This is a genomic window from Sphingomonas citri (assembly GCF_019429485.1).
GTDB classification, from domain to species: domain Bacteria; phylum Pseudomonadota; class Alphaproteobacteria; order Sphingomonadales; family Sphingomonadaceae; genus Sphingomonas; species Sphingomonas citri.
Genome location: NZ_JAHXZN010000003.1, coordinates 113,595 through 137,779, shown reverse-complemented (window position 1 = coordinate 137,779; position 24,185 = coordinate 113,595). Strand labels below are relative to the sequence as shown.

30 protein-coding genes and 1 pseudogene are annotated in these 24,185 nt (G+C 71.9%); 15 read left to right on the top strand and 16 right to left on the bottom strand.

Annotated elements, in window-relative coordinates:
- Nucleotides 1-10 precede the first annotated feature (10 nt).
- On the bottom strand, nucleotides 11-601 hold the full coding sequence (locus tag KZ820_RS11100) for a TlpA family protein disulfide reductase (RefSeq protein WP_219748690.1): 591 nt from the start codon (nucleotides 599-601) through the stop codon (nucleotides 11-13).
- 16 nt (nucleotides 602-617) lie between these two features.
- Here KZ820_RS11100 and argH point away from each other — a divergent pair, with 16 nt between their 5' ends.
- The 5 genes from argH to KZ820_RS11075 all read left to right on the top strand — a co-directional run bounded on the left by argH (nucleotide 618) and on the right by KZ820_RS11075 (nucleotide 5,466).
- Nucleotides 618-1,997, top strand: a complete 1,380-nt coding sequence (gene argH, locus KZ820_RS11095; protein ID WP_219748903.1) for an argininosuccinate lyase — start codon at nucleotides 618-620, stop codon at nucleotides 1,995-1,997.
- Complete coding sequence (locus KZ820_RS11090) at nucleotides 1,994-2,239, top strand: hypothetical protein (protein WP_219748689.1); 246 nt, start codon at nucleotides 1,994-1,996, stop codon at nucleotides 2,237-2,239. Before argH ends, KZ820_RS11090 begins: the two co-directional genes overlap by 4 nt.
- Nucleotides 2,240-2,466: 227 nt before the next feature.
- Nucleotides 2,467-3,723 (top strand): diaminopimelate decarboxylase, encoded by a 1,257-nt coding sequence (lysA, locus tag KZ820_RS11085; protein WP_219748688.1) that lies wholly within the window; start codon nucleotides 2,467-2,469, stop codon nucleotides 3,721-3,723.
- Nucleotides 3,724-3,727: 4 nt separating this feature from the next.
- Nucleotides 3,728-4,516 (top strand): precorrin-2 dehydrogenase/sirohydrochlorin ferrochelatase family protein, encoded by a 789-nt coding sequence (locus KZ820_RS11080; protein WP_373369021.1) that lies wholly within the window; start codon nucleotides 3,728-3,730, stop codon nucleotides 4,514-4,516.
- A complete protein-coding gene (locus tag KZ820_RS11075) occupies nucleotides 4,513-5,466 on the top strand; it encodes a zinc transporter ZntB (protein ID WP_219748687.1) in 954 nt (317 codons plus the stop codon). Before KZ820_RS11080 ends, KZ820_RS11075 begins: the two co-directional genes overlap by 4 nt.
- 10 nt (nucleotides 5,467-5,476) lie before the next feature.
- Here KZ820_RS11075 and KZ820_RS21900 read toward each other — a convergent pair whose 3' ends face one another.
- The 3 genes and pseudogenes from KZ820_RS21900 to KZ820_RS11065 all read right to left on the bottom strand — a co-directional run bounded on the left by KZ820_RS21900 (nucleotide 5,477) and on the right by KZ820_RS11065 (nucleotide 6,426).
- Entirely contained in the window at nucleotides 5,477-5,746 is a 270-nt protein-coding gene (locus tag KZ820_RS21900) for a lactoylglutathione lyase (RefSeq protein WP_258048117.1), read from the bottom strand.
- Nucleotides 5,747-5,855: 109 nt separating this feature from the next.
- Nucleotides 5,856-5,942: pseudogene (locus tag KZ820_RS22315) on the bottom strand (VOC family protein); the annotation flags it as partial.
- Between the two features lie 58 nt (nucleotides 5,943-6,000).
- Nucleotides 6,001-6,426: an organic hydroperoxide resistance protein gene (locus KZ820_RS11065; protein ID WP_219748686.1), complete on the bottom strand. Its 426-nt coding sequence runs from the start codon at nucleotides 6,424-6,426 to the stop codon at nucleotides 6,001-6,003.
- A gap of 126 nt (nucleotides 6,427-6,552) precedes the next feature.
- Here KZ820_RS11065 and KZ820_RS11060 point away from each other — a divergent pair, with 126 nt between their 5' ends.
- Nucleotides 6,553-6,993: a MarR family winged helix-turn-helix transcriptional regulator gene (locus KZ820_RS11060; RefSeq protein ID WP_219748685.1), complete on the top strand. Its 441-nt coding sequence runs from the start codon at nucleotides 6,553-6,555 to the stop codon at nucleotides 6,991-6,993.
- On the opposite strand, the gene KZ820_RS11055 is transcribed toward KZ820_RS11060, so the two are convergent.
- The 6 genes from KZ820_RS11055 to KZ820_RS11030 all read right to left on the bottom strand — a co-directional run bounded on the left by KZ820_RS11055 (nucleotide 6,990) and on the right by KZ820_RS11030 (nucleotide 10,975).
- Entirely contained in the window at nucleotides 6,990-7,418 is a 429-nt protein-coding gene (locus KZ820_RS11055) for a MerR family transcriptional regulator (protein WP_219748901.1), read from the bottom strand. The two genes, KZ820_RS11060 and KZ820_RS11055, sit on opposite strands and share 4 nt — an antisense overlap.
- A gap of 2 nt (nucleotides 7,419-7,420) precedes the next feature.
- The gene (locus KZ820_RS11050; protein ID WP_183922282.1) at nucleotides 7,421-7,720 is read right to left on the bottom strand and encodes an integration host factor subunit alpha; all 300 of its coding nucleotides are present in this window, start codon (nucleotides 7,718-7,720) and stop codon (nucleotides 7,421-7,423) included.
- A gap of 91 nt (nucleotides 7,721-7,811) precedes the next feature.
- A complete protein-coding gene (locus tag KZ820_RS11045) occupies nucleotides 7,812-8,792 on the bottom strand; it encodes a beta-ketoacyl-ACP synthase III (protein WP_219748684.1) in 981 nt (326 codons plus the stop codon).
- Nucleotides 8,789-9,823: a phosphate acyltransferase PlsX gene (gene plsX, locus KZ820_RS11040; RefSeq protein WP_219748683.1), complete on the bottom strand. Its 1,035-nt coding sequence runs from the start codon at nucleotides 9,821-9,823 to the stop codon at nucleotides 8,789-8,791. Before plsX ends, KZ820_RS11045 begins: the two co-directional genes overlap by 4 nt.
- A 46-nt stretch (nucleotides 9,824-9,869) precedes the next feature.
- The gene (gene rpmF / locus KZ820_RS11035; RefSeq protein WP_028967316.1) at nucleotides 9,870-10,049 is read right to left on the bottom strand and encodes a 50S ribosomal protein L32; all 180 of its coding nucleotides are present in this window, start codon (nucleotides 10,047-10,049) and stop codon (nucleotides 9,870-9,872) included.
- A gap of 266 nt (nucleotides 10,050-10,315) precedes the next feature.
- On the bottom strand, nucleotides 10,316-10,975 hold the full coding sequence (locus KZ820_RS11030) for an MBL fold metallo-hydrolase (RefSeq protein ID WP_308462200.1): 660 nt from the start codon (nucleotides 10,973-10,975) through the stop codon (nucleotides 10,316-10,318).
- 192 nt (nucleotides 10,976-11,167) lie between these two features.
- On the opposite strand from KZ820_RS11030, the gene pabB reads away from it, so the two are divergent.
- From pabB to msrA, 4 genes are all read left to right on the top strand, one after another.
- Nucleotides 11,168-12,913 carry an aminodeoxychorismate synthase component I gene (gene pabB / locus KZ820_RS11025; RefSeq protein ID WP_219748682.1) on the top strand — a complete coding sequence of 582 codons (1,746 nt, stop codon included), beginning with the start codon at nucleotides 11,168-11,170 and terminating at the stop codon, nucleotides 12,911-12,913.
- Nucleotides 12,914-12,962: 49 nt separating this feature from the next.
- A complete protein-coding gene (locus tag KZ820_RS11020) occupies nucleotides 12,963-14,162 on the top strand; it encodes a pyridoxal phosphate-dependent aminotransferase (protein ID WP_219748681.1) in 1,200 nt (399 codons plus the stop codon).
- 205 nt (nucleotides 14,163-14,367) lie between these two features.
- Complete coding sequence (locus KZ820_RS11015) at nucleotides 14,368-14,508, top strand: hypothetical protein (RefSeq protein WP_219748680.1); 141 nt, start codon at nucleotides 14,368-14,370, stop codon at nucleotides 14,506-14,508.
- An 89-nt stretch (nucleotides 14,509-14,597) separates the two neighbouring features.
- Nucleotides 14,598-15,260 (top strand): peptide-methionine (S)-S-oxide reductase MsrA, encoded by a 663-nt coding sequence (gene msrA / locus KZ820_RS11010; RefSeq protein WP_219748899.1) that lies wholly within the window; start codon nucleotides 14,598-14,600, stop codon nucleotides 15,258-15,260.
- 14 nt (nucleotides 15,261-15,274) lie between these two features.
- On the opposite strand, the gene ubiA is transcribed toward msrA, so the two are convergent.
- Nucleotides 15,275-16,180 (bottom strand): 4-hydroxybenzoate octaprenyltransferase, encoded by a 906-nt coding sequence (ubiA, locus tag KZ820_RS11005; RefSeq protein WP_308462199.1) that lies wholly within the window; start codon nucleotides 16,178-16,180, stop codon nucleotides 15,275-15,277.
- 123 nt (nucleotides 16,181-16,303) lie between these two features.
- Between ubiA and KZ820_RS11000 the strand changes: the two genes are divergently transcribed.
- The 5 genes from KZ820_RS11000 (at nucleotide 16,304) to KZ820_RS10980 (ending at nucleotide 21,118) form a co-directional block, all read left to right on the top strand.
- Nucleotides 16,304-17,614 carry a gluconate:H+ symporter gene (locus KZ820_RS11000; protein WP_219748678.1) on the top strand — a complete coding sequence of 437 codons (1,311 nt, stop codon included), beginning with the start codon at nucleotides 16,304-16,306 and terminating at the stop codon, nucleotides 17,612-17,614.
- 154 nt (nucleotides 17,615-17,768) lie between these two features.
- Nucleotides 17,769-18,995 (top strand): histidine-type phosphatase, encoded by a 1,227-nt coding sequence (locus tag KZ820_RS10995; RefSeq protein ID WP_219748677.1) that lies wholly within the window; start codon nucleotides 17,769-17,771, stop codon nucleotides 18,993-18,995.
- 41 nt (nucleotides 18,996-19,036) lie between these two features.
- The gene (locus KZ820_RS10990) at nucleotides 19,037-20,161 is read left to right on the top strand and encodes an alpha/beta fold hydrolase (protein WP_219748676.1); all 1,125 of its coding nucleotides are present in this window, start codon (nucleotides 19,037-19,039) and stop codon (nucleotides 20,159-20,161) included.
- A gap of 67 nt (nucleotides 20,162-20,228) precedes the next feature.
- Entirely contained in the window at nucleotides 20,229-20,879 is a 651-nt protein-coding gene (locus KZ820_RS10985) for a peptidylprolyl isomerase (protein ID WP_219748675.1), read from the top strand.
- 47 nt (nucleotides 20,880-20,926) lie between these two features.
- The gene (locus tag KZ820_RS10980) at nucleotides 20,927-21,118 is read left to right on the top strand and encodes a hypothetical protein (protein ID WP_219748674.1); all 192 of its coding nucleotides are present in this window, start codon (nucleotides 20,927-20,929) and stop codon (nucleotides 21,116-21,118) included.
- 4 nt (nucleotides 21,119-21,122) lie between these two features.
- On the opposite strand, the gene KZ820_RS10975 is transcribed toward KZ820_RS10980, so the two are convergent.
- The 5 genes from KZ820_RS10975 to KZ820_RS10955 form a co-directional block, all read right to left on the bottom strand.
- Nucleotides 21,123-21,551: an acyl-CoA thioesterase gene (locus KZ820_RS10975; RefSeq protein ID WP_219748673.1), complete on the bottom strand. Its 429-nt coding sequence runs from the start codon at nucleotides 21,549-21,551 to the stop codon at nucleotides 21,123-21,125.
- A 57-nt stretch (nucleotides 21,552-21,608) separates the two neighbouring features.
- Entirely contained in the window at nucleotides 21,609-22,268 is a 660-nt protein-coding gene (locus tag KZ820_RS10970; protein WP_219748672.1) for a TPM domain-containing protein, read from the bottom strand.
- Nucleotides 22,268-23,074, bottom strand: a complete 807-nt coding sequence (locus KZ820_RS10965; protein ID WP_258048090.1) for a TPM domain-containing protein — start codon at nucleotides 23,072-23,074, stop codon at nucleotides 22,268-22,270. Before KZ820_RS10965 ends, KZ820_RS10970 begins: the two co-directional genes overlap by 1 nt.
- 9 nt (nucleotides 23,075-23,083) lie before the next feature.
- Nucleotides 23,084-23,662, bottom strand: a complete 579-nt coding sequence (locus tag KZ820_RS10960) for a LemA family protein (protein ID WP_219748671.1) — start codon at nucleotides 23,660-23,662, stop codon at nucleotides 23,084-23,086.
- A 95-nt stretch (nucleotides 23,663-23,757) separates the two neighbouring features.
- Nucleotides 23,758-24,159: a winged helix-turn-helix transcriptional regulator gene (locus KZ820_RS10955; RefSeq protein WP_219748670.1), complete on the bottom strand. Its 402-nt coding sequence runs from the start codon at nucleotides 24,157-24,159 to the stop codon at nucleotides 23,758-23,760.
- Nucleotides 24,160-24,185: the final 26 nt, after the last annotated feature.

The following is a 24,185-nucleotide window of genomic DNA, read 5'->3' as shown; positions in this document are numbered from 1 at the left end:
GAACGCGCCCTCAGCCCGCCTCCGCCAGCAGCGCCTTGGCCTGCGCTCCGGTCCAGTCGAGGTCACCGGTCACGCGCCAGATCTCCTTGCCCGCGGTGTCGTAGAGGATCGTCGTCGGCAGGTTGGCGCCGTAGGCGGTGCTCAGCGCCAGCTTCTCGTCGAGGAACGGCTCCAGCCGGGCGAAACCGCGCGCCTTGAGGAAGTCCTTCGCCTTCGCCGGCTCCATGTCCTGACTGACCGCGACGACGCGGACCTTGCCGGCGAGCGCGCCGGCGGCGGCGTCGAGCGTCGGCATCTCCTTGACGCAGGGCGCGCACCAGGTCGCCCACAGGTTCACCAGCAGCGGCTTGCCGCCGCCCAGCTGGGCCAGTGTCGTGGGCGCGCCCGCCAGCGTGGCGAAGCCGGCGTCGGGCGCGGCCTCGCCCTTGTGGCTGCGATCCACCTTGTCGGGGCGTGCCGCGGCGGTGGCGGGCACCTCGTCCGCGCTCGCGGCGGCGGTGGCGTTGCCCGCGGCTTGCCCGTCGTCCCCCGAGCCCTTATCGCACGCACCAACCGCCAGCGCGGCGCCGAGGAGACAGACGATCGCGACACGCGAGACCATGAGCGGTTCCAACCAGATGTGGGGCGGGCGCTTCGCCGAGGGTCCGGCCGCCGTCATGCGCGAGATAAACGCCTCCATCCCCTTCGACAAGCGGATGTGGCGCCAGGACGTCGCGGGCAGCCGCGCGCATGCCGCGATGCTGGGCGCGCAGGGGATCGTCTCCGCCGGGGACGCCGCCGCGATCGACGCGGGGCTGGCGCAGGTGGCCGAGCGCTACGCCGCCGAGGGCGTGCCCGACGATCTCGCGATGGAGGACATCCATATGCTGAGCGAGGCGCGGCTCGGCGAGGTGATCGGCGGCGCGGCCGGGCGGCTCCACACCGCGCGCAGCCGCAACGACCAGGTCGCGACCGACTTCCGCCTGTGGGTGCGCGACGCGACCGACCAAGTGGTCGAAGCGCTCGACCGGCTCGACGACACGCTGCTCGCACGCGCCGAGGAACATGCCGCCAGCGTGATGCCGGGCTTCACGCATCTCCAGTCGGCGCAGCCGGTGACGCTCGGCCACCATCTGATGGCCTATCACGAGATGGTGCGACGCGACCGCTCGCGCTTCACCGACAATCGCGCGCGCGCCAACCTCTGTCCGCTCGGCGCGGCGGCGCTGGCGGGGACCGGCTTCGCGATCGACCGCGACGCCACCGCCCGCGGACTCGGCTTCGACGCGCCGACTCGCAACAGCCTCGATTCGGTCAGTGACCGCGACTTCGCGCTCGATTACCTGATGGCGGCGAGCCAGTGCGCGCTCCACCTGTCGCGGCTGGCGGAGGAGTTCGTGCTGTGGGCGTCGCAGCCCTTCGCCTTCGTCGCGCTGTCGGACCAATGGTCGACCGGCAGCTCGATCATGCCGCAGAAGCGCAACCCCGACGCGGCCGAGCTGGTGCGCGGCCACAGCGGGCGGATCACCGGCTGCCTGGTCAGCCTGATGGTCACGATGAAGGGGCTGCCGCTCGCTTATTCGAAGGACATGCAGGACGATAAGCCGCCGGTGTTCGAGGCGCACGACCTGCTCGCGCTGTCGCTCGCGGCGATGACCGGGATGGTGGAGAGCGCCACCTTCCGCACCGAGCGGATGCGCCAGGTGGCGGAGAGCGGCTTCGCCACCGCGACCGACCTCGCCGACTGGCTGGTGCGCGAGGCCGACGTGCCGTTCCGCGAGGCGCATCATATCACCGGCCGCGCGGTGGCGCGCGCCGAGGCTTTGGGCTGCACGCTCGACCGCGTGCCGCTCCCCGAGCTGCAGGCGATCGACGCGCGGATCACCGATGCGGTCTACGACGTGCTGTCGGTCGACGCCTCGGTGGCGAGCCGGCGCAGCTTCGGCGGGACCGCGCCCGACAATGTCCGCGCCGCGATCGCCGCCGCGCGCGCGGAGCGGGCCGGAGAGGTGGCATGACGATGTACCGTTCACCGGTCGCTCTAGCGCTGGCGACCGCGCTGGCGGGGTGCGGCTCGACCCAGGCGCTCAAGCCGGCACCGGGCACGCCGCTGCCGGTGGCGCCCTATGGCGCGACCGCGACGCCGGGGATCAACGACCTGCTCACCCCCAGCGTGCAGGCGCGGCCGCGCCGCACCGGCGAGGTGCTCACCCGCTCGCAAGAGCGCCAGAGCGACGAGTTCGACCTGCCGCCGCGGTGATGATGGTGGGGCGTCGAGGCGCTTCGCTGTGCTATCCACCCCCCTTCCGTCATCCCGAACTTGTTTCGGGATCCACTGCCCCGCATACGCCACGGTCGAGGGATGTGCGGCACCGTGGATCCCGAAACGAGTTCGGGATGACGGCACGTTCGGGGCGATGACACGCGCCCAACATCCGGCCACCTCTTCCTCACCTGCACCGCGCGAATCACGCTAGAAGAGATTTGATGGACCATTTCCACTATCGCGACGGAGAATTGTGGTGCGAGGGCGTGCCGCTGGCGCGCATCGCCGCCGAGGTCGGCACCCCCGTCTACGTCTATTCCGCCAACGCCTTCCGCGATCACGCCCGCGCCTTTCGTGCCGGTCTGGCCGACGTGCGCGACGCGCATCTCGCCTATGCGATCAAGGCCAACCCCAATGTCGCCGTCCTGCGCCTGCTCGCCGCCGAGGGCTATGGCGCCGACGTCGTATCCGGCGGCGAGCTGGCGCGCGCGCTCGCGGCGGGGATGCCGGCCGAGTCGGTCGTCTTCTCGGGTGTCGGCAAGACCGAGGCCGAGCTGGTGCGCGGGCTCGACGCCGGGATCGGCCAGTTCAACCTCGAGCTGGAGGAGGAAGGCGAGGCACTCGCCCGGCTCGCCGCGGAACGGGGAGAGACCGCGCGCGCGGTGCTGCGCGTCAACCCCGACGTCGACGCCGGGACGCACGCCAAGATCTCGACCGGGCGCAAGGAGAACAAGTTCGGCGTGCCGATCGACCAGGCGCCCGCGATGTTCGCGCGCCTGGCGGGGCTGCCGGGTCTCGCGCTCGAGGGCGTGGCGATCCACATCGGCAGCCAGCTGTTCGACCTCGCCCCGCTCGAGGCGGCCTACCGCCGCGTCGGCGAGCTGGTCGCCACCCTCCGCGCCGCCGGGCACCGCATCACGCGAGTCGATCTCGGCGGCGGGCTCGGCGTCCGCTACAAGGAGGGCGACGCGCCGCGCTCTCCCGCCGAGTACGGCGCGATGGTCGACCGCGTCACGCGCGCCTGGGACGTCACGCTGATGTTCGAGCCCGGGCGGGTGATCGCCGCCAACGCGGGGGTGCTGCTCACCCGCGTGATCTGGGTGAAGCCCGGCGTGGTGAACCCCTATGTCATCGTCGACGCGGCGATGAACGACCTGGCGCGACCCGCGCTCTACGACGCCTGGCACGACTTCGACCCGGTGGTGCCGAGCGGCGAGCGGGTCACCGCCAACATCGCCGGGCCGGTGTGCGAGACCGGCGACACCTTCGCGATGGCGCGCGAGATCGACCGCGTCGCCAAGGGTGATCTCGCGGTGTTCCGCAGCGCCGGCGCTTACGGGGCGACGATGGCCTCGACCTACAACAGCCGCGCGCTGGTGCCAGAGGTGCTGGTTGACGGCGAGCGCTTCGCGGTGGTGGCGGACCGGATCGCGGCGGAGACGATCCTCGCCGCCGAGCGCGTGCCCGAGTGGCTGTGAGCCGGTGAGCGACTCGCGCGACGCCGCAGCGGCGCTGCCGAGCCTGCCGGTGTTCCTGCGGCTGGCGGGACGGCCGGTCATCCTCGTCGGCGCGGGCGAGCCGGCCGCGGCGAAGCGCCGGCTGCTCGAGCGCGCGGGCGCGGTGATCGTCGGCGAGGACGATGGCGCCGCGCGGCTCGCCGTGGTGGCGGACGACGAGGCCGCGGTCGCTCGACTGAAGGCGCGCGGCGTGCTGGTCAACGCGGTCGACCGGCCCGAGCTGTGCGACTTCACCCTCCCCGCGATCCTCGACCGCGCGCCGGTGCTGGTCGCGATCGGCAGCGCGGGCGTGTCGGCGGGGCTGGCCGCGGCGCTGCGCCAGCGGCTCGAGACGCTGCTGCCCGCATCGCTCGGCCGGCTCGCCGAGGCGCTCCACGCCGCGCGGCCCGCGCTCCGCGCCGCGCTGCCCGACATGGGCGAGCGGCGCCGCGCGATCGGCGCCGCGCTCGCGCCCGGCGGCGCGCTCGACCCGCTTGGCGCGCCCGCGCTCGACGACGTCGCCGCCGCGGTGATCGCGGCGCAGCCCGCCACCGGTCTCGCTCGGCTGCGGCTGCGCTCGCACGACCCGGACGAGCTGACGCTGCGCCAGGCCCGGCTGCTCGCCGCGGCGGACGTGGTGACCCACCGCCCCGACGTGCCGCCCGCGATCCTCGACCGCGCGCGCGCCGACGCCGAGCGGGTGGAATGCGCCGCGCCGCCGCTCGCGCCGGCGACCGGGCTGGTGGTCGATCTCGCGATGGAGGAGGAACGATGAGCGGCACCGCGTGGCGGCTCACCGGCGAGGGCAAGGTCGAGGAGATACCGGTGAAAGGCGCGCTCGGCTGCGGCGCGCCGTTCGTGTGGGTCCACCTCACCACCAACGCCGAACACGCGCAGACATGGCTGCGCGACGAGGCCGGGCTGCCGCCCTATATCGTCGACTCGCTGACCGCCGCCGAGACGCGCCCGCGCGCCGACAAGCTGGCCGACGCCGCCTTCGTCAACCTGCGCGGACGGACCGACGAGGAGCTCGACGGCTCCGACATGCTCGCCTCGATCCGCATCTGGGCAGCCAAGGGACGGGTCGTCACCGTCTCGCGCAAGCATCTGGTCGCGCTCGACGAGGTGGTGACGCAGATGCGTGACGGCACGATCCGCGACCCCGGTGACCTGATCAGCGCCTTCGCCACCGAGATCACCGAGGACCTCGATCCCGTGGTCGGCGACCTCGGCGACTGGCTCGACGATTGCGAGCAGAAGCTCACCGCGGAACATATCTTCGAGCTGCGCCGCGGCGTCACCAAGGTGCGGTCGGAGGCGATCAACTATCGCCGCTTCCTCGCGCCGCAGCGCGCCGCGCTGGAGAAACTGGCGACGCTGCCGGGCGACTGGCTCGCCGAGGACGATCGCGCGCATCTCTCCGCCGCGGCCGACCGCGCCGCGCGCATGGCGGAGGAGGTGGAGGCGATCCGCGAGCGCGCCGCGCTGGTGCACGAGGCGCTCACCGACCTGCGCGCCGAGCAGCTCGACCAGCGCGGGCTGGTGATCGCGGTGGTGGCGATGGTGTTCCTGCCGCTGACCTTCATCACCGGGCTGTACGGGATGAACGTCGAGGGACTGCCCTATGCCAAGGAGCCCTGGGCGTTCGACGCGATCGCGGGCGTCTGCGCGCTGATCGCGGCGGCGACGGTGATCTATTTCCTGCGGCGCCACTGGTTCCGCTGACCGGCCACGGTCACCCCGCCGCGACGACGCGCGCGGTCATGCTCGCGGGCGACAGGATCTCGATCCAATAGCCGTCGGGATCGGTGACGAAGGCGATGTCGCGCATCTTCCCCTCGTCGGGCCGCTTGCGGAACGGCACGCCGAGCGCCTCGAACCGCGCGCAGGCGGCGGCGACGTCGGGCACCGAGACGCCGAGATGGCCGAAGCCGCGGGGCTCGTCGTTGCCGCTGTGATAGCCGGCGAAGTCGGGGTCGCTCTCCGTGCCCCAATTGTGGGTCAGCTCCAGCGTGGTCTCGCGCGTGAAGACGAAGCGCGCGCTCCACCGGATCCGTCGGCACGCTCTCGCCCTCGCCGAGGAAGGCGAGGAAGTAGAGCGAGAAGCGCATGTCCTCGAAATCGAGCCGCTGCAGCAGCGTCATGCCCAGCACCTGCTGGTAGAAGGCCAGCGATGCCGCCGGGTCGCGCACCCGCAGCATCGTCTGGTTCAACGTGAACCCCTCGGTTCCGGCAGGGCGGGGCATGAGCGAGTCTCCGTCAGGCGAGCGTGAGGCCGACGTCGACGTTGCCGCGGGTCGCGTTCGAATAGGGGCAGATCTGGTGCGCGGTCTCGACCAGCCGCTCCGCCTCGGCGCGCTCGACCCCGGGCAGGTCGACGAGCAGGTCGGCGGTGATGCCGAACCCGCCCTCCGAACGCGGACCGATGCCGACGGTTGCGGTCACCTTGGTGTCGGCGGGCACCTTCACCTTGAGCTGCTGGCCGGCGACCTTGAGCGCGCCGATGAAGCACGCCGAATAACCCGCCGCGAACAACTGCTCCGGATTGGCGCCCTCGCCGCCGGCGCCGCCGAGCTCCTTCGGCGTCGAGAGCGCGACGGTGAGCTTCCCGTCCTCGGTACGTGCCTCGCCGTCGCGCCCGCCGGTGGCGGTGGCGCGGGTGCTGTACTTGACGTCGACGGTCATGATGCAATCTCCTGTCGCGGCAACTATTACCTCGATACATAGCTGCTAGTCTGGCCGGCGGGGCTTGTCCAGCGGTATTTGTATCGCGATAAGGAATGGGCTATGTGGCGGGAAAGGATGACGTGAATGTCCGTTCCGCTGCCGCTCGACCAACAGCTCTGCTTCTCGCTCTACGCCGCCAGCATGGCGGTCGGGCGGGCGTACAAGCCGCTGCTCGACCAGCTTGGCATCACCTACCCGCAATATCTCGTGCTGCATGCGCTGTGGGAGCAGGACGGGCGCAGCGTCGGCGCGATCGCCGAGCGGCTCGCGCTCGAGTCGAGCACGATCACGCCGCTGGTGAAGCGGATGGAGACGGCAGGTCTGGTCGAGCGTCGGCGGAACCCGGACGACGAGCGTCAGGTGCGGGTGTTCCTCACCGAGGCGGGGCAGGCGATGCGCGCGCGCTGCGGCTGCCTGGCGGAGCGGCTGCTGGAGCGCTCGCGACTGTCGATCGACCAGCTCGCCGCGCTCAACGGGCAGGTGCAGGCGCTACGCGACGCGCTGGTGGAGAGCAGCGGGGATTAAGCGCGATCGTCGTTCAGCGCGGCGGCGATCCAGTCGCGCACCACCCGCACGCGCGCGAGCGTGGCGGCCTCGCCCTGCAACTCGTGCTGCGACTGGTTCGTCTCGCTCGGCGCGGGACCGTCACCGGCGCTCGGCGCGGGCGAGACCGGGGGCGTGGCGCCGCGGCTTTTTGAGCGCTCGCGCGCGAGCAGTTGCTGGACCCCGCGGATGGTATAGCCCTCGCCGCCCAGCAGCGCGGCGATCCGCTCGATCAACGCGATGTCGGCGGGGCGATAGTAACGGCGGTTGCCGGCGCGGGTCACCGGGCGGAGCTGCGGGAAGCGTTCCTCCCAGTAGCGCAGCACGTGCGGGGCGACCCCGGTCGCCGCGGCGACCTCGCCGATCGTCCGGAAGGCGGCGGCGGATTTCTCGTCCGACGCCACGATCGTCAGCTGGCGCCCGCGATGCGGTCGCGCATCATCTGGCTGGCGCGGAAGGTCAGCACTCGGCGCGGCGCGATCGGCACTTCCACGCCGGTTTTGGGATTGCGCCCGATCCGCTCGCCCTTGTCGCGCAGCACGAAGGTGCCGAAGCCCGAGATCTTGACGTTCTCGCCCTCGGCCAGGGCGCCGCACATCTTCTCCAGGATCTGCTCGACCATGCGCGCCGAATCAGCGCGCGAGAGACCGACGCGCCGGTGCAGCGCCTCCGCCAGATCAGCGCGCGTGAGCGTGCCCGCCTCCACCATGACCGCAACCCCCCTTCGAAGTTAAATGACTGTCATTCCCGTTCGTTATAACGCAATCGTTATCTTGTCGATCGGTGACCGCCAGTCAGGGTCAGTAGCGCAGCACCGCCGCGCCCCAGGTGAATCCGCCGCCCATCGCCTCGAGCACGACGATATGGCCCGGCCGGATGCGCCCGTCGCGTACCGCCTGATCGAGGGCCAGCGGCACCGAGGCGGCGGATGTATTGGCGTGCTGGTCGACCGTCATCACCACCTTCTCGGCAGGCAGCGACAGCTTGCGCGCGGTGGCGTCGAGTATGCGGGCATTGGCCTGATGTGGGACGACCCAGTCGACCGACTCGGTCGGCAGCCCCGCCGCGACGAGTGCCTCCTCCATTACCGCGGCGAGATTGACCACCGCGTGCCGGAACACCTCTCGGCCCTTCATGCGCAGCTTGCCGACGGTGCCGGTGGTCGAGGGACCACCGTCGACGTAGAGCAACTCGTTGTGGCGACCGTCGGCGTGAAGCCGAGTCGCCAGGATGCCCCGCGCGGCGGGATCGGCGTTGTCGTCGGCCGAGTCGCCCGCCTCGAGCACGATCGCGCCCGCGCCGTCGCCGAACAGCACGCAGGTGGTGCGATCCTCCCAGTCGAGCAGTCGGCTGAAGGTCTCGGCGCCGATCACCAGCGCGCGGCGGTGCGCGCCGGCGCGGATCATGCTGTCCGCCACCTGCACCGCGTAGAGGAAGCCCGAGCAGACCGCGGCGACGTCGAACGCGACGCAGTCGTCGATCCCCAGCATCGCCTGCACCTTGGTGGCGGTGGCGGGGAAGGTGTTGTCGGGCGTGGCGGTGGCCAGCACGATCAGGTCGATGTCCTGCGGCGTTACACCCGCGGCGGCGATCGCGGCGACCGCGGCGTCGCGCGCCAGCGTCGCGGTGGTCTCGCCCTCGCCCGCGATATGGCGGAAGCGGATGCCGGTGCGCTCGACGATCCACTCGTCGGACGTGTCGACCCGCTCGGCCAGCTCGGCGTTGGAGACGCGGCGCGCGGGGAGAGCGGAACCCGTCCCCGTCAGCACGGCACGGATCATGCGGCGGCCTTCGCTTCGAAGTGGCGCAGGTCCTCGGCGATGCGGCGCGCCAGATCGGCCTTCACCATCTTGGCGGCGTTGCCGATCGCGGTGGCGACGCCGCGCTCGTTGGCGCTGCCGTGGCTCTTGAGCACCAGCCCGTTGAGCCCGAGGAAGACCGCGCCATTGTGGTTGTTCGGATCGAGATGGTCGCGCAGCAGCTCGGTCGCGGGTCGCGAGATCAGGAAGCCCAGCTTGGAGCGGACCGAGCTGGTGAAGGCGCGCTTGAGCAGGTCGCCGACGAAGCGCGCGGTGCCCTCGGCGGTCTTGAGCGCGATATTGCCCGAGAAGCCGTCGCACACGATCACGTCGTGCTCGCCGCGCGACAGCCGGTCGCCCTCGACGAAGCCGGTAAAGTTCATCGGCAGATGCCCCGCCACGCGCAGCATCTGCGCGGCGTCGCGGATCTCCTCGGTGCCCTTCTGGTCCTCGCTGCCGATGTTGAGCAGCGCGACTCGTGGCGATCCGAGGTCGAGCGTGGTGCGCGCGTAGGCCGCGCCCATCACCGCGAACTGGACGAGGTTGCGCGCGTCGCACTCGGTGTTGGCACCGAGATCGAGCACCACCACGTCATTGTCGCCCAGCGTCGGCAGCAGCGCGGCGAGCGCGGGGCGGTCGATGCCGGGCATGGTGCGCAGCGACAGCTTGGCCATCGCCATCAGCGCGCCGGTATTGCCCGACGAGACCGCCGCGCCGGCGCGCCCCTGCTTCACCAGATCGATCGCGACGCCCATCGAGGTGGTGCGCGCGCGGCGGATCGCCTGACTCGGCTTCTCGTCACCCGCGATCACGTCGGGGGCGTGGACGATCTCGGAATGCTGCGAGAGGTTCGGGTGGCTCTTCAGCCCCTCCGAGATCGCCGCCTCATCGCCCACCAGCAGGAAGCTGACGTCGTCGAAGCGGCGGCGCGCACGCGCCACCCCGGCCAGCATGACCGCCAACCCCTCGTCGCCGCCCATCGCATCGACGGCGATCCGGGACCTGTCGGACATCACTGGACCCAACTCCTGATGCTCAGACGCGGGAGACTACCCGCGGTCAGGCGTCGACCGCGATGACCTCGCGACCGTTGTAGTGACCGCAGGCGGTGCACAGGTTGTGCGGGCGCTTCAGCTCGCCGCAGTTCGGGCACTCCTGGAACGCCTCCACCGAGAGCGCGTCGTGCGCGCGACGCATGCCGCGGCGGGAGGGGGAAGTCTTTCGCTTGGGGACGGCCATCGCGGCACCTTGATCTATCTAAGAGTTCGTAACAGCGACGAGCCGATGTCCGGGGCCGCGCGGCCGACGCTTGAGCCGGCCGCGGCGGACAGCCGGGCATCGGCTCGTATCGCGAAGCCCCGCGCCTATAGCGATTTCCGCCACTGTTGCAAGTCGCCGTCACCTGTCTCTCCGCTGCGTCACCAACGAGCGAGCGGCGCAATTGATGCCACCGGCAACGAAGCGCAAGTCCCCGCGCCTTCACGCGAATCACTCGCGGCCGAGGATCATTGCGCGAGCACCCGGTCGCTCACGAACATGTTGTGGCGGCGCTCGTGCGCGAAGGTGCTCGGCTGGCCGTGGCCCGGAATGAAGGCGGTGGCGTCGCCCAGCGGCCAAAGTTTCGTGACGATCGACTCGATCAGCTGCGGAAAATTGCCCTGCGGCAGGTCGGTGCGTCCGATCGAGTTCTGGAACAGCACGTCGCCGACCTGCGCGAAGTTCGACGGCGCGTGGTGGAAGATGACGTGGCCGGCGGTGTGCCCCGGCGTGTGATAGACGTCGAGCACCAGCTCGCCGACGCGCACCGTGTCGCCCTCGACCAGCCAGCGGCTCGGCTCGAACACATGGCCCTCGACACCCCATTGCCGGCCGTCCTCGTCGAGCCGCGCCAGCCAGAAGCGATCGTCCTCGTGCGGCCCCTCGATCGGCACGCCGAGCGAGTCGGCGAGCGGCTTGGCCGCGCCGGCATGGTCGATATGGCCGTGGGTGAGCAGGATCTTCTCCACCGTCACGCCGGCGCGCGCGATCGCGGCGGTGATCTTGGGCAGGTCGCCGCCAGGGTCGACCACCGCGGCGCGCATCGTCGCGGTGCACCAGATCAGCGTGCAGTTCTGCTGGAGCGGGGTGACGGGGATGATCGCCGCGCGCAGCGGGGTGTCGCTCATTGCTCGCTCCTAAGCTCGCGCCTGACGCGGTCCGAACGTGCCGCGCGCGCCCCGCATAGCGGCGGCGCTCGCACTTGTCACAGCCGTCGACCCGGCGGTGGAGACCCAATTGCCCTCCTTCCCGCGACTTGCCCGCGACGAGTCGAGGCTAGCCGACTTGCCGGCGCGGCGGCGCGCGGGCATCACCGGCTCATGGTGCTCGAACCGCCCTTCGTGCTGCTCGACGACGCGCGACCGGGTGCGAGTCCGGCGCGGCTCTACACGAACCCGCGCCGCGTGCTGCGCGCCGACACGCCCGCGGCGGTGCCGGCGCTGCTGCGCGAGGCGGCGGGGACGGACGCTGCGGGCTTCCTCGCCTATGGCGCGGGGGCGGCGTTCGAGCCGAGCGCGCAGGTCGCGCCGCGTGCGGCCGACGCGCCGCCGCTCGCCTGGTTCGGGCTGTTCGACGGCTGGCAGACGGTCGACGACGTCGCCGCGCTGCTGCCCGAGGCGGCGGCGAGCTGGCTCGGCGCACCCGAGCCCGAGCCGACGCGCGAAGAGTATGACGCGATGTTCGCCCAGGCGCAGGCGCTGATCGCGGCGGGCGACCTCTACCAGCTCAACCTCACCTTCCGCACGCGCGTGCCGGTGCTGGGTGACCCGCTCGCGCTCTACGCGCGGCTGCGCCCGCACGCGCGCGCCGGCTGGGGGGCGATCGTCGCCACCGGCGAGCATATGCTGCTGTCCTTCTCGCCCGAGCTGTTCGTCGCGCTCGACGGCGACCGGCTCACCTGCCGCCCGATGAAGGGGACGGCGCGGCGCGAGGCCGAGCCCGCCGCCGACCGAGCCGCGGCCGAGCGGCTCGCCGTTGACGCCAAGCAGCGCGCCGAGAACCTGATGATCGTCGACCTGATGCGCAACGATCTCGCGCGCGTCGCGGTCGCGGGCAGCGTCGACGTCCCCGAGCTGTTCGCGGTGGAACATTACCCCAGCGTCCACCAGCTCACCTCGACGGTCACCGCGGCGCTGGCTTCGGGGCGCGACGCCGCCGACGTGCTCGCCGCGCTGTTCCCGTGCGGCTCGATCACCGGGGCGCCCAAGGTGCGCGCGATGCAGGCGATCACCGCGATCGAGCGCGGCAGCGCGCGCGACGTCTACACCGGCGCGATCGGGCGGATCGACGCGAACGGCGACGCGCAGTTCAGCGTCGCGATCCGCACGTTGACGCTCGCCACGGACGCTGACGCGGCGCTGCTCGGCGTCGGCGGCGGGATCGTCGCCGATTCGCGCGCCGACGAGGAGTGGGACGAGGCGCTCGCCAAGGCCGCTTTCGTCGCGCGCGCGGTGACCACGCCCGACCTGATCGAGACGATCGCCTTCGACCCGCTGGAGGGGCTGCTGCTGGTCGACCGCCATCTCGCGCGGATGAAGGCGAGCGCGGCGGCGCTCGGCTTCGACTTCGACCGCCACGCCGCGCGCAACGAACTCCAGGCGGCGACCTTCCGGCTGCGCGAGCGCGCGCGCGTGCGGCTGCTGCTGGCCCCCTCCGGCGCGATCGCGATCGAGGTGACCCCGCCGCCCGTGCCCCGGCTCGCCCCGCTGCGCGTCGCACTGGCGCCGTTGCCGGTGACGCCGCGCGACTGGCGGCTGCGCCACAAGACCAGCGACCGCGGCTTCTACGATCGCGCGCGCCGCGCCGCCGGCGCGGACGAAGTGGTGTTCGTTGCCCCCGACGGACGCCTCACCGAGGGCAGCTTCACGACCGTCTTCGTCGAATGCGGCGAGACGCTGGTGACGCCGCGCGACGGCCCGCTGCTGCCCGGCGTGCTGCGCGCCGAGCTGATCGCGCAGCGCCGCGCGATCGAGGGGGACCTCACCCCGTACGACCTCGCGGGCGGATTCCTGCTCGGCAATGCGCTGCGCGGGCTGATGCCGGCCACGCTCGCGGTTGCACAATGAGGACGCCCGTCGCATAGGCACGCGCGCTTCCTCAACGAAGGCGCCCGCCATGCACACCTCCGCCGCGCTCGACCGCATCAACCCCTCGCCGACGCTGGCGATCACCAGCCGCGTGCTGGAGCTGAAGCGCGCCGGGGTCGACGTGATCGGGCTGGGTGCGGGCGAGCCCGACTTCGACACGCCCGAGTTCGTCAAGGAGGCCGCGATCGCGGCGATCCGCGCGGGCAAGACCAAGTACACCAACGTCGACGGCACGCCCGAGCTGAAGGAGGCGATCGTCGCCAAGTTCAAGCGCGACAACGGGCTCGACTACACCCCCGCTCAGATCAGCGTGAACGTCGGCGGCAAGCACACGCTGTTCAACGCGCTGGTGGCGACGCTCGACGCCGGCGACGAGGTGATCGTGCCCGCGCCTTACTGGGTGAGCTACCCCGACGTGGTGCAGTTCGCCGGCGCCACCCCGGTGATCGTCGCCGCCGGCGCCGATGTCGGCTACAAGCTGACGCCCGCGATGCTCGAGGCGGCGATCACGCCGCGCACCAAGTGGGTGATCCTCAACTCGCCGTCGAACCCGACCGGCGCGGCCTACACCGTCGACGAGCTTCGAGAGCTGGGCGCGGTGTTCGAGCGCCACCCGCACGTGTGGATCTTCGCCGACGACATGTACGAGCATATCGTCTACGACGACTTCCGCTTCGCCACGATCGCCGAGGTCTGCCCGTCGCTGTACGAGCGCACGCTGACGGTGAACGGCTGCTCCAAGGCCTATGCGATGACCGGCTGGCGGATCGGCTTCGCCGGCGGGGCGCCGTGGCTGATCAAGGCGATGAGCAAGCTCCAGTCGCAGTCGACCAGCAACCCCTGCTCGATCGCGCAGGCCGCCGCGGTGGCGGCGCTGACCGGCGACCAGTCGTTCCTCAAGGAACGCGCCGCCGCCTTCCAGAAGCGCCGCGACCTCGTCGTCGGCATGCTCAACGAGGCCGCGGGCATCACCTGTCCCACGCCCGAGGGCGCCTTCTACGTCTACCCTGACGTGAGCGGCGTGATCGGCAAGGCGACCCCGGCGGGGCGAAAGATCGAGACCGACAGCGACTTCGTCGGCTATCTGCTCGACGATGCGAAGGTGGCCGCGGTGCAGGGCGTCGCCTTCGGCGTCTCGCCGGCGATGCGGATCAGCTACGCCACCTCCGAAGCGCTGCTGACCGAGGCGTGCCACCGTATCCAGCAGGCCTGCGCCGCGCTGCGCTGAGTGGCGTGACTGTCACGAACGGAAACGATTCTGTTCGAACGTTGACATATCGGCGCACGTAAGCCGCGCCTATATGGGCGCGAGATGAACGCCTCGATCGGAGTTCGTTCATCGCCCGATCCCTATCCCTCCAGCCCTAGGGCGCGTGTGGCGCCCGCGATATCGGAGCGGCCGCGCCAGCGGCCGGAGAGAAGAGAGTAACGTTATGCACCGCTTCATCAAGTCCAGCTTCGCGCGCCAGTTCGCCGGCGGCTTCCTGATCGGCGCGGCGGCGATGCTCGGGATCCACGCCAGCCAGGCCGAGACGCCCGCGAACGCCTACGCCGCGACCCACGTCGCGCGCTGATCGTTGTATCGCCGCCCGCGATCCGCGCGGGCGATGAAAGGCGCTGATCCATGTTGCCGGCGCGTCGCGCGCTCCCCATCTTCAGCGGCATGACCAAGCCCCTCACCTACCGCCTCGCCGCGCTCACGTTCGGCGCTCTTGCGCTGACCGGCTGCGGCGCGGCGCAGGCGGAGCGGGCGGTGCCGATCCCCGCCGCCGCGCGCGACGTCGCCCCGACGCCGGGGTTGCAGACCGCGGTGCTCGCGGGCGGCTGCTTCTGGGGCATGGAAGCGGTGTTCCAGCAGGTCCGCGGCGTGCGCGACGTCACCGCCGGCTACGCGGGCGGCACCGCGGCGACCGCCAACTATCGCGACGTCAGCAGCGAGACGACGCGGCACGCGGAGGCTATCCGCGTCCGCTACGACCCACGCGCCGTGAGCTACGCGACGCTGCTGCGCGTGTACTTCTCGGTGGCGCACGACCCGACGCAGGTGAACCGCCAGACCCCCGACGTCGGCACCAGCTACCGCTCCGCGATCTTCGCGCAGACGCCCGAGCAGCGCGCGGTGGCCAACGCCTATATCGCGCAGCTTGCCGCCGCACACGCGTTCCAGCGCCCGATTGCGACCAAGGTGGAGAGCGGCACCTTTTACCCGGCCGAGGCGGAGCACCAGGACTTCTTCCGGCGCAACCCGTACCACCCCTATATCGTGCGCTGGGACAAGCCCAAGGTGGCCGCGTTCCGTGCCGGCTTCCCGCGCCTGGCGAGCTGAGCGTGCGGCACGCGCTACAGGCGCGTTCCCACCGCCGCGCAGGCGAGGAACATCAGCAGCCCGGCGAAACGGTTGCTGCGGAAGCGCGCGAGCGCGCCGGCGCCGTCGTCGGGCACCAGCGTCGTCGCCTGCCAGCCGAGGTGGAGCGCCATCGGCGCCAGCGCGGCGAGCACCAGAAGGTCGGCGCGGACCTGCCAGAAGGCGGCCGCCCATAAAGCCAGCGCGAGCGCGTAGCAGAGTGCGACGCCGGCTCGGACGTGCCGCCCCATCGCCAGTGCCGACGAGCCGATCCCGATCAAAGCGTCGTCCTCACGGTCCTGCAGCGCGTAGATCGTGTCATAGCCGACCACCCAGCAGATCGCGCCGGCGTAGAGCATCAGGCCAGGCGCGGTGAGCGCGCCCCACACCTCGCTCCAGCCGACCAGCGCCGCCCAGGAGAAGACCAGCCCGAGCCACACCTGCGGCCACCAGGTGATCCGCTTCATGAAGGGATAGGCGGCGACCGGCGCGAGCGCGGCGAGCGATACGATCGCGGCGTAGAGATGCAGCTGGAGCAGCACCACCAGCCCGATCAGACACAATGCCACCAGCCATGCCCAGGCGGCGCCGAGCGACACCTGGCCGCTGGCGAGCGGGCGGTGGCGCGTACGCGCCACGCTGGCGTCGAGCTCGCGGTCGACGATATCGTTGTAGACGCAGCCCGCGCCGCGCATCGCCACGCTGCCCAGCAGCAGCCACAGCAGCAGCGGCCAGCGCTCCACCACCCCCCCGGCGAGCGCGACCGCCCAGGCGCCGGGCCAGAACAGCAACCACCAGCCGATCGGCCGATCGAGCCGGGCGAGCAGCGCGAGCGCGCGCGGGAGCGGCGGGAGCGCGGCGACGAGGCCGCGGTGCTGGCTGTCGGGAACGATCTCGGTCACGCGCGTCGCTCTAGCGCGTCCCGTCCCGCGACCAAAGCCGCGGTTGCGGTGCGACGGCGCCGCCGCCATGGTCGCGGGTGAACCGTCCGCGCGGGAGAGGATAGATATGGTCGCCCAGCCGGCATGACGTTGCTCGCAATCGCCCTCGTCATCGTGCTGTTGATCCTGCTGGTGGCGCTCGCCAAGGCGCCGCCGCTGGTCGCCTTCGTCATCGCCGCGCTGCTGGGGGGCGTGCTGCTCGGCGTGCCGCTCGAGACCATCCCCAAGGCGATCGAGAAGGGCATCGGCGACACGATCGGTCCGCTGGTCGTGATCGTGGTGCTCGGCGCGATGGCGGGCAAGCTGATCGCCGACAGCGGCGCGGCGCGGCGCATCGCCGACGCGCTGATCGCGCTGTTCGGCCCGCGGCGACTGCCGCTGGCGATGGCGGCGACGGGCTTCCTGGTCGGCATCCCGCTCTTCTACAACGTCGGCTTCGTTCTGATGGTGCCGCTGATCTTCTCGATCACGGCGCGGGCCAAGCTGCCGCCGGTGCATGTCGGCATGCCGCTGCTCGCGGGCCTGTCGATCGCGCACGGCTTCCTGCCGCCGCACCCGTCGCCCACCGCGCTGGTGACCCAGCTCGGCGCCGACCTAGGCCAGACGCTGATCTACGGCCTGATCGTCGGCGTGCCGACATTGCTTATCGCCGGCCCGCTGTTCGCGATGACGCTGAAGAACATCCAGTCGCCGCCCTCGGCGCTGTTCGGCAGCGACGACACCGCCGAGCGCCGGCTGCCCGGCACCGCGGTGAGCTTCCTGTGCGCGCTGCTGCCGGTCGGGCTGATCGCGGGCACCACCGCGCTCGGCTATCTCGCTTTGTCGCCCGACCTCGCCGCGGCGGTGCGCTTCGTCGGCAACCCGACGGTGGTGCTGCTGGTGGCGATCGCCATCGCGATGCTCGCTCTGGGCGCGGGCAGTGGCCTGCCGCTGCCGCGCATGATGGAGAGCTTCGCGGGCGCGACGCGCGACATCGCGCCGATCCTGCTCATCATCGCCGGCGCCGGCGCGCTCAAGCAGGTCCTGGTGGAGAGCGGCGCCGACCGCGTGCTCGCCGCCGAGCTCGCGACGCTGCCGATCCCGCCGCTGGTGCTCGGCTGGCTGCTCGCCTGCGTGATCCGGATCGCGCTCGGCTCGGCGACCGTGGCGGGGCTCACCGCGGGCGGGCTGGTCGCGCCGCTGCTCGCCAGCAGCGGCGCCAACCCCAACCTGATGGTGCTCGCGATCGGCGCCGGCAGCCTGATGTGCAGCCACGTGAATGACTCGGGCTTCTGGATGTTCAAGGAATATTTCGGGCTCAGCCTGCGCGACACGTTCCGCTCCTGGTCGCTGATGGAGACGCTGGTCGGCACGTTCGGGCTGGTGTTCGTGCTGCTGCTGGACGCTTTGGTGTAGCCGAGCGATCAGGCGGCCCCCGCGGCGCCCCGGCGCGTGCTCGGACGACCTCTGTCCTGCACTGTCACGGTAGCGTCGTCACACCAGTGCAACGGTGGCCAGCACCGCGCGGCTATAATGCTAGCCGCGGGCAGTGGCGGAGACGCAGGCGGACATGACGGGACGGATTACACGCTGGACACGATCGCTGGCGCCGCTCGCGCTTCTACTCGCCGCGCCGCTCCACGCCGCGCCGCGCGGTGCCGTGCGACCGCACGAGCTCCGCGTCGAGCGGGTGGTCGCGCTGGTCCGCCACGGCGTGCGCGCGCCGATCCCGGGCGAGGTGCCCGAGGGCACGCGCACCGACGTGCCGTGGCCGCGCTGGCCGGTCGCGCCCGAGCGGCTCACCCCGCACGGCGCGCGCGCGCTGCGGAACGAGGGCGCGCTGGCGCGCCGCTGGCTCGACTCGCTCGGCCTCACCGCGCGCGGGCACTGCCCCGCCCCGGGGCAGCTGAGCGTCTGGACCAACACCGCCGAGCGGACCATCGCCAGCGGCGCCGCGCTGGTGGAGGGACTCGCTCCTGGCTGCGCGGTCCCGGTCGGGCATCGCGGCGCGGGCGAGGTCGATCCCTTGTTCGAGCCGCTGCGCGCGGGCGCGGCGCGGTTCGACCCGCGCGCCGCGATCGAGTCGATTCAGGCCTATACCGGCGGGGTCGAGCACATGGCGGATCGCTACCGGCGGCAGCGCGCCGAGCTCGACCGCGCGCTGGGCTGCGGCGATGCGGCGGGCTGCAGTCCCGATGCGCCCGCGACGCTGCGCCCCAGCGCCGACGGGCGCGCGATCGAACTGAGCGGCCCGATCCGCGACGTCTCGGGCACGGCGCAGGTGCTGCTGCTGCAATATGCCGAGGGACTGACCGCGCGCACGCCCTGGGCGCGGGTCGACGCCGCTTCGCTGCGCCGCCTCGGCGCGCTCCACGCCGCGCTGTTCGACGTCTTCTCGCGGCCGCCCTATATGGCGGCGCGCCAGGCGGGGCCGCTCGCCCGCCGCGTCGAGGAGCGGCTCACCGCGCGCGACGGTCCCGCGATCGAGCTGCTGGTCGGGCATGATACCAACGTGACCGCACTCGCCGCGGTGCTGGGCGTGACGCTGACCGCGCCGGGCTATGCCGCCGGCGACGTCGCGCCCGGTGGCGCGCTCGTGCTGGAGCTACTGCGCGGCCGCGCCGGGGCGCGCTTCGTCCGCGTGACCTATCGCACCCAGTCTCCGACCCAGCTGCGCCGCCTCGCGCGCGGCGAATCCGTGACCCGGCTGCCGATCCCCGGTTGCGCGGGCGGCCCCGAGCGGAGCTGCCCGATCGGCGCGTTCGTGCGGCTGCTGCGCGCGCGCACCGCGGACTGAGCACCGCTTGCGCCCCCGCGGCGGCTCGCCGACAAGGGGGCATGTTCCGCTCACTCCTCGCCCTGGTCGGGCTCGCCGCTTCGCCCGCGCTCGCGCAGCAGCAGGGCCAGCGCCCGCCGATCACCGCCGCGGCGCCGCAGCCTGCCGCTTCGCGCACTTGGCCGACACGCGAGGCCGACGCCGAGCTGCGCGACGTCACCTTCGCCGCGGGCGGGACGATGGCGCGCGTGCGGCTCCACTACACCACGCTCGGCACCCCGCACCGCGACGCGCGCGGCGACATCGACAATGCGGTGATGGTGCTCCACGGCACCGGCGGGACCGGCAAGCAGTTCCTCCAGCCGCAGTTCGCCGACGAGCTCTACGGCCCCGGCCAGCCGCTGGATATCACGCGCTACTACGTCATCCTGCCCGACAATATCGGGCACGGCGGCTCGTCCAAGCCGTCGGACGGCAGCGGTCCCGAATTCCCGCGCTACGATTACGACGACATGGTCGCGTTCCAGCACCGGCTGGTGACCCAGACGCTCGGGATCAGGCGGCTGCGGCTGCTGATGGGCACGTCGATGGGGTGCATGCACGCACTGATGTGGGGCGAGCGCTGGCCCGACGCGGCGCGCGCGCTGATGCCGCTGGGCTGCGAGGCCGTCCAGATCGCCGGGCTCAACCGGATGTGGCGCCAGCTCGCGATCGAGTCGATCACCGCCGACCCAGCCTATGCCGGCGGGCGCTACCGGGCGCAGCCGCTCGCCGGGCTGCGCGGCGCGGCCGCGCTGCTGTTCGTCGCCGGCGGCGCGCCGATCTACCTGCAGGACGCCTATCCGATGCGCGACGCCGCGGCCGATTATGCGCGCCAGCGCGTCGCCGCCTCGCTCAAGGGGCTCGACGCCAACGACCTGATCTGGGCGCTCGATTCGTCGCGCAGCTACGATCCCTGGCCGCGGCTGGAAGCGATCACCGCGCCGCTGACCTGGATCAACTCGGCGGACGATTTCATCAACCCGCGCGCGCTCGACTATCCCGTGCAGGCGGTGAAGCGGATGCGCGACGCGCGTTTCCGGCTGATCCCCGAGAGCGTCGCGACTCGCGGCCACGGCAGCCACACCTGGGCGCGGCTGTGGAAGGACGATCTCGTCGCGCTGCTCGCGCGCTCGGCCCCGCGCTGATCGCCTCGCGGGAGTGAGGCACGCTCACGGCTTGCACGCGCGCGCCGCGCGACCTAGCGCCGGGCGCATGCGCCCCCTCCTCCCGCTCGTCGCGCTCGCCGCTTTGCTCTCCCCGCCCGCCGCGGCGCAGCGCGCCGACCGCGCCACGCCCGGCTGGGTGCGGGTCCGGCTCGAGACGGCCGACGGCCCGATCGTGCTCGCGCTCGACTCGCGCCACGCGCCGGTGACCACCGCCAATTTCATGCGCTACGTCGACGACGGGCGGTTCGACGGGGTCAGCTTCTACCGCACCGCGCGCAACAAGCGCGACCCGCGCTACGGCTTCATCCAGTCGGGCATCCGCACCGACGCGCGCCGCTTCCTCGACACGATCCCGCACGAATCGACCAAGCAGACCGGGATCAAGCATCTCGACATGACAATCTCGATGGCGCGGCTCGGCCCGCCCGGCGCGGCGAACGGCAATTGGTTCATCACCGTCGGCGCCATCCCCTCGATGGACTGGACACCGACCAACCCCGGCTATGCCGCTTTCGGCCGCGTGGTGGCGGGGCAGGCGACGGTGAAGCGCATCCTGGCCGAGCCCACCGGCGGCGGGATGAAGGGCACGCTGATGCTCCAGCCGGTCCGCGTCAACAAGGCGATCCGGCTCGACGGCACCGCCAAGCCGACCGGCCGCCCACGCCCCTGGCTGATCGAGCGCCGGCGCGACGGCTGAACTCCTGGCGCTCCCGGCTCGTTAGGCACGCAGCGAAGGAGAGTGACATGAGCGAGCAGCCGAACAAGCCGGGCGGCGATTTCCGCCAGGACGGCACCGTCCGCGACGCGGGCGACGAGCAGGCGGTCAAGAACCAGGGCGGCACCACGCCGGAGGCGTATCCGAAGAAGGACGGCGGCCGCGCCACCGGCGAGGACAGCGCGGTCGGCGCCGGCCGCGGCGAGAGCGACGGGCAGTAGCCCCTCACCCGCGCGGCAGCGCCTCGACATAGGCGCGCACCGCGTCGGCGATCGGCACGGGCCGGCCGGTCGGCAGGTGGACGTTGACGCTTACCATCGTGATCACGCTGCACAGCGCGCCGGTGGCCGGGTTGGTTAGCTCGAAGCGCAGCGTCATGCTGGTGGTGCCGAGCTTCTCGACCCGCACATGCGCCTCGACCTCGTCGCCCCAGGTGAAGGGCGCGAGATAGTCGAGCTCGGCGCGGCGAATGTGGAACTCGCTGTCCTCCCACACCGGGCCGAGCGCCTTGGCGATGCCGCTCGCACGCCAGAACTCGGTCGCGGCGACGTCGGCATATTCGAGGTAGCGCGAGTTGAAGACGACGCGCTGGCCGTCGATCTCGGCGTAGCGCACGCGGAAGCGGGTGGAGAAGGCGAAGCCGGGGCGGGTCATAGGCGGCGCGCTGTGACGGCGCGGACGCGTCGGGTCAACCGCGGCGGGCCGCGTGCCTCACAGCTCGATCACGCGGTCGGGCAGCTCGTTGACGTCGCTCGCGCTCTTGGGCAGCTGCTCGGCCAGGATCGCGCCGATCGCGCCCACCGCCGCGACCATGCCGTCGCCCGCCTGCCCCGCCCGCATCGAATCGACCAGCGCCGCCATCGCCGCGCCCCAGCGCTCCGCCGGCACCGCGGCGTGGACTGCGCGGTCGGCGACGATCTCGGCGGCGCGCTCGTCGGCCGAGAGGTAGAGCAGCACCGCCTCGCGCCCGGCGGTGCGACGCTCGGCGGCGAGGCGGAAATAGAGCAGCGCGCGCCGGCGCACGCGTCGCCGCCTCGTCGCGCGCGGGGTCAGCGCTAAACGCAGCGGCATCCAGGCGAGCAGCAGTCGCGCGACGAGGAAGGTCGCCGCCTGCGTTACCAGCAGCAGCGCGAGCGCGGTCGCGCGCGACTCGCCCCAGCCGTTGCCGGGCGTGAGCGACGCCGGCCATAGCGCCGCCGCCGCGGGCACCGCCAGCGTGGCGAGCAGCGCGTAATGGAGCCCGACGTCGTGATAGGCGTCGGAGCGCTCGCTCACCACGGTGACGATCTCGCCGTCGGTGGCGCGCTCGGCCGCGGTGACGGCCTCGGTCACCGCGGCGCGTTCCGCAGGGGTGAGCACCAGCCGCGCCATCACCAGCTCCCACTCGCGCCGCCGCCGCCGAACGAGCCGCCACCGCCGGAGAAGCCGCCGCCGGAGAAGCCGCCGCCCGACGAGCCGCCGCCCCAGCCCGAGCCGCCGCCCCAGATCACCACCGGCGCGAACCCGCCGCGATAGCGCTTCCCGCCGGCCGAGCGGCGCAGCAGCGGCAGCAGCACGAAGACGAGCACCACCGCGATCCAGAAGGCCGCGACCGCCCAGTCGCCGCCGTCGTCCGCGCGCGCCGGCTTGGCGCTGGCCTGCGCGGCGCGACGCTCGGCGGCCTCGAGCGGCAGCTTGAGCTGATCGGCGAGCTGCTGCGCGCCGGCGACGATCCCACCCGCCATGTCGCCGTCGCGGAAGCGCGGCAGGATGGTCTGATTGACGACGATGCTGGCATAAGCGTCGGTGACGATCGGCTCGAGCCCGTAGCCGACCTCGACCCGCACCTTGCGCTCGCTCGGCGCGACGAGCAGGATCACGCCGTTGTTGGCGCCTTTCTGGCCGATGCCCCAGGCGCGCCCGAGCCGATAGCCATAGTCCTCGATCGTATAGCCTTGAAGGCTCGGCACGGTGGCGACGACGAGCTGGCGCGACGAGGCCTGCTCGACCGCGGCGGAGAGCTGCTCGAGCTGGCGCACCTGGTCGGCATCGAGCAGCTTGGCGGCGTCGACCACCCGGCCGGTGAGCGGCGGGAACTGCTGCGCGGTCGCACTCGCCGCTACCGCCAGCCACAGCAACGCCACGAGCAGCGCGCACCAGCGCCGCATCGACTCGCGCCCCGGCGCGCGCGCGATCATCGTCGCGGCTCAGCTGCCGAAGTTGACCGTGGGAGCCTGCTCGGCGCCGGGGCTCGTCGCCTGGAACGGGACGAGCGGCTTGGCGCCGTAGAAGATCTTGGCGCCGACCGCGTCGGGGAAGGTGCGGATTCGCGTGTTATACTCCTGCACCGCCTGGTTGTAGTCGCGCCGCGCGATGGTGATGCGGTTCTCGGTCCCCTCCAGCTGCGACTGGAGCGAGAGGAAGTTCTGGTTCGACTTGAGGTCGGGATAGGCCTCCTGCAGCCGCTGCAGCGACAGCGTCACCGCGTTCTGCGCGGCGGCGTAGCGCTGCACCGCGGCCGGGTCGCTGAGCTGATCGCCGCTCACCTGGACGCGATTGGCCGAGGCGCGCGCCTCGGTGACGCGGGTGAGCACGTCCGACTCCTGCTTGGCATAGCCCTTCACCGTCGCGACGAGGTTGGGGATCAGGTCGGCGCGGCGCTGATATTCGTTCTGCACGTCGGCCCAGCGCGCCTTGGCGTTCTCCTCGGCGGTGGGGACGCTGTTCACCCCGCAGGCGGCGAGCGGCAAAACCATCACGAGCGCGGCGGCGCGGCGGTGCATCATCCCGTAATCCCCTTGTTTCCCGCGAACTATACGCCGGCGCCAACGCGGGCGAAGCGGTAAAAGTTACCAGGGGAGTAACGATCTTCTCGCGTCCGTCAGCCGCCGGCGGTCGCGTGGGCGGGCGGGGTCGCCTGCCAGCGCGCGCGCTCCTCGAGCAGGTGCGTCACCGCCGCCATGTTCGCGCTGCCCCACTCGCACAGCGGCGCCAGCGCAATGGCGAGACTCCGTCCGAGCGGGGTCAACGTGTAATCCACCCGCGGCGGCACTTCCTGATAGTCGTGACGCGTGATGATGCCGTCGGCCTCCAGCTCCTTGAGCTGCTGGATCAGCATCTTGTCGCTGACGCCGCGGACCGCGCGCTTGAGCGCTCCGTAGCGATTGGGCCCTTGCACGAGGAAGTAGATGATCAGCGGCTTCCACTTGCCCGCGATGACGCGGAGCGTGGCGTCGAGCCCGCAGCTGAAGCCGGGCGCAGGGAGGTCGGTAGCGTTCGTCATATTAGAGGTACTTACCAAAAGGTTCA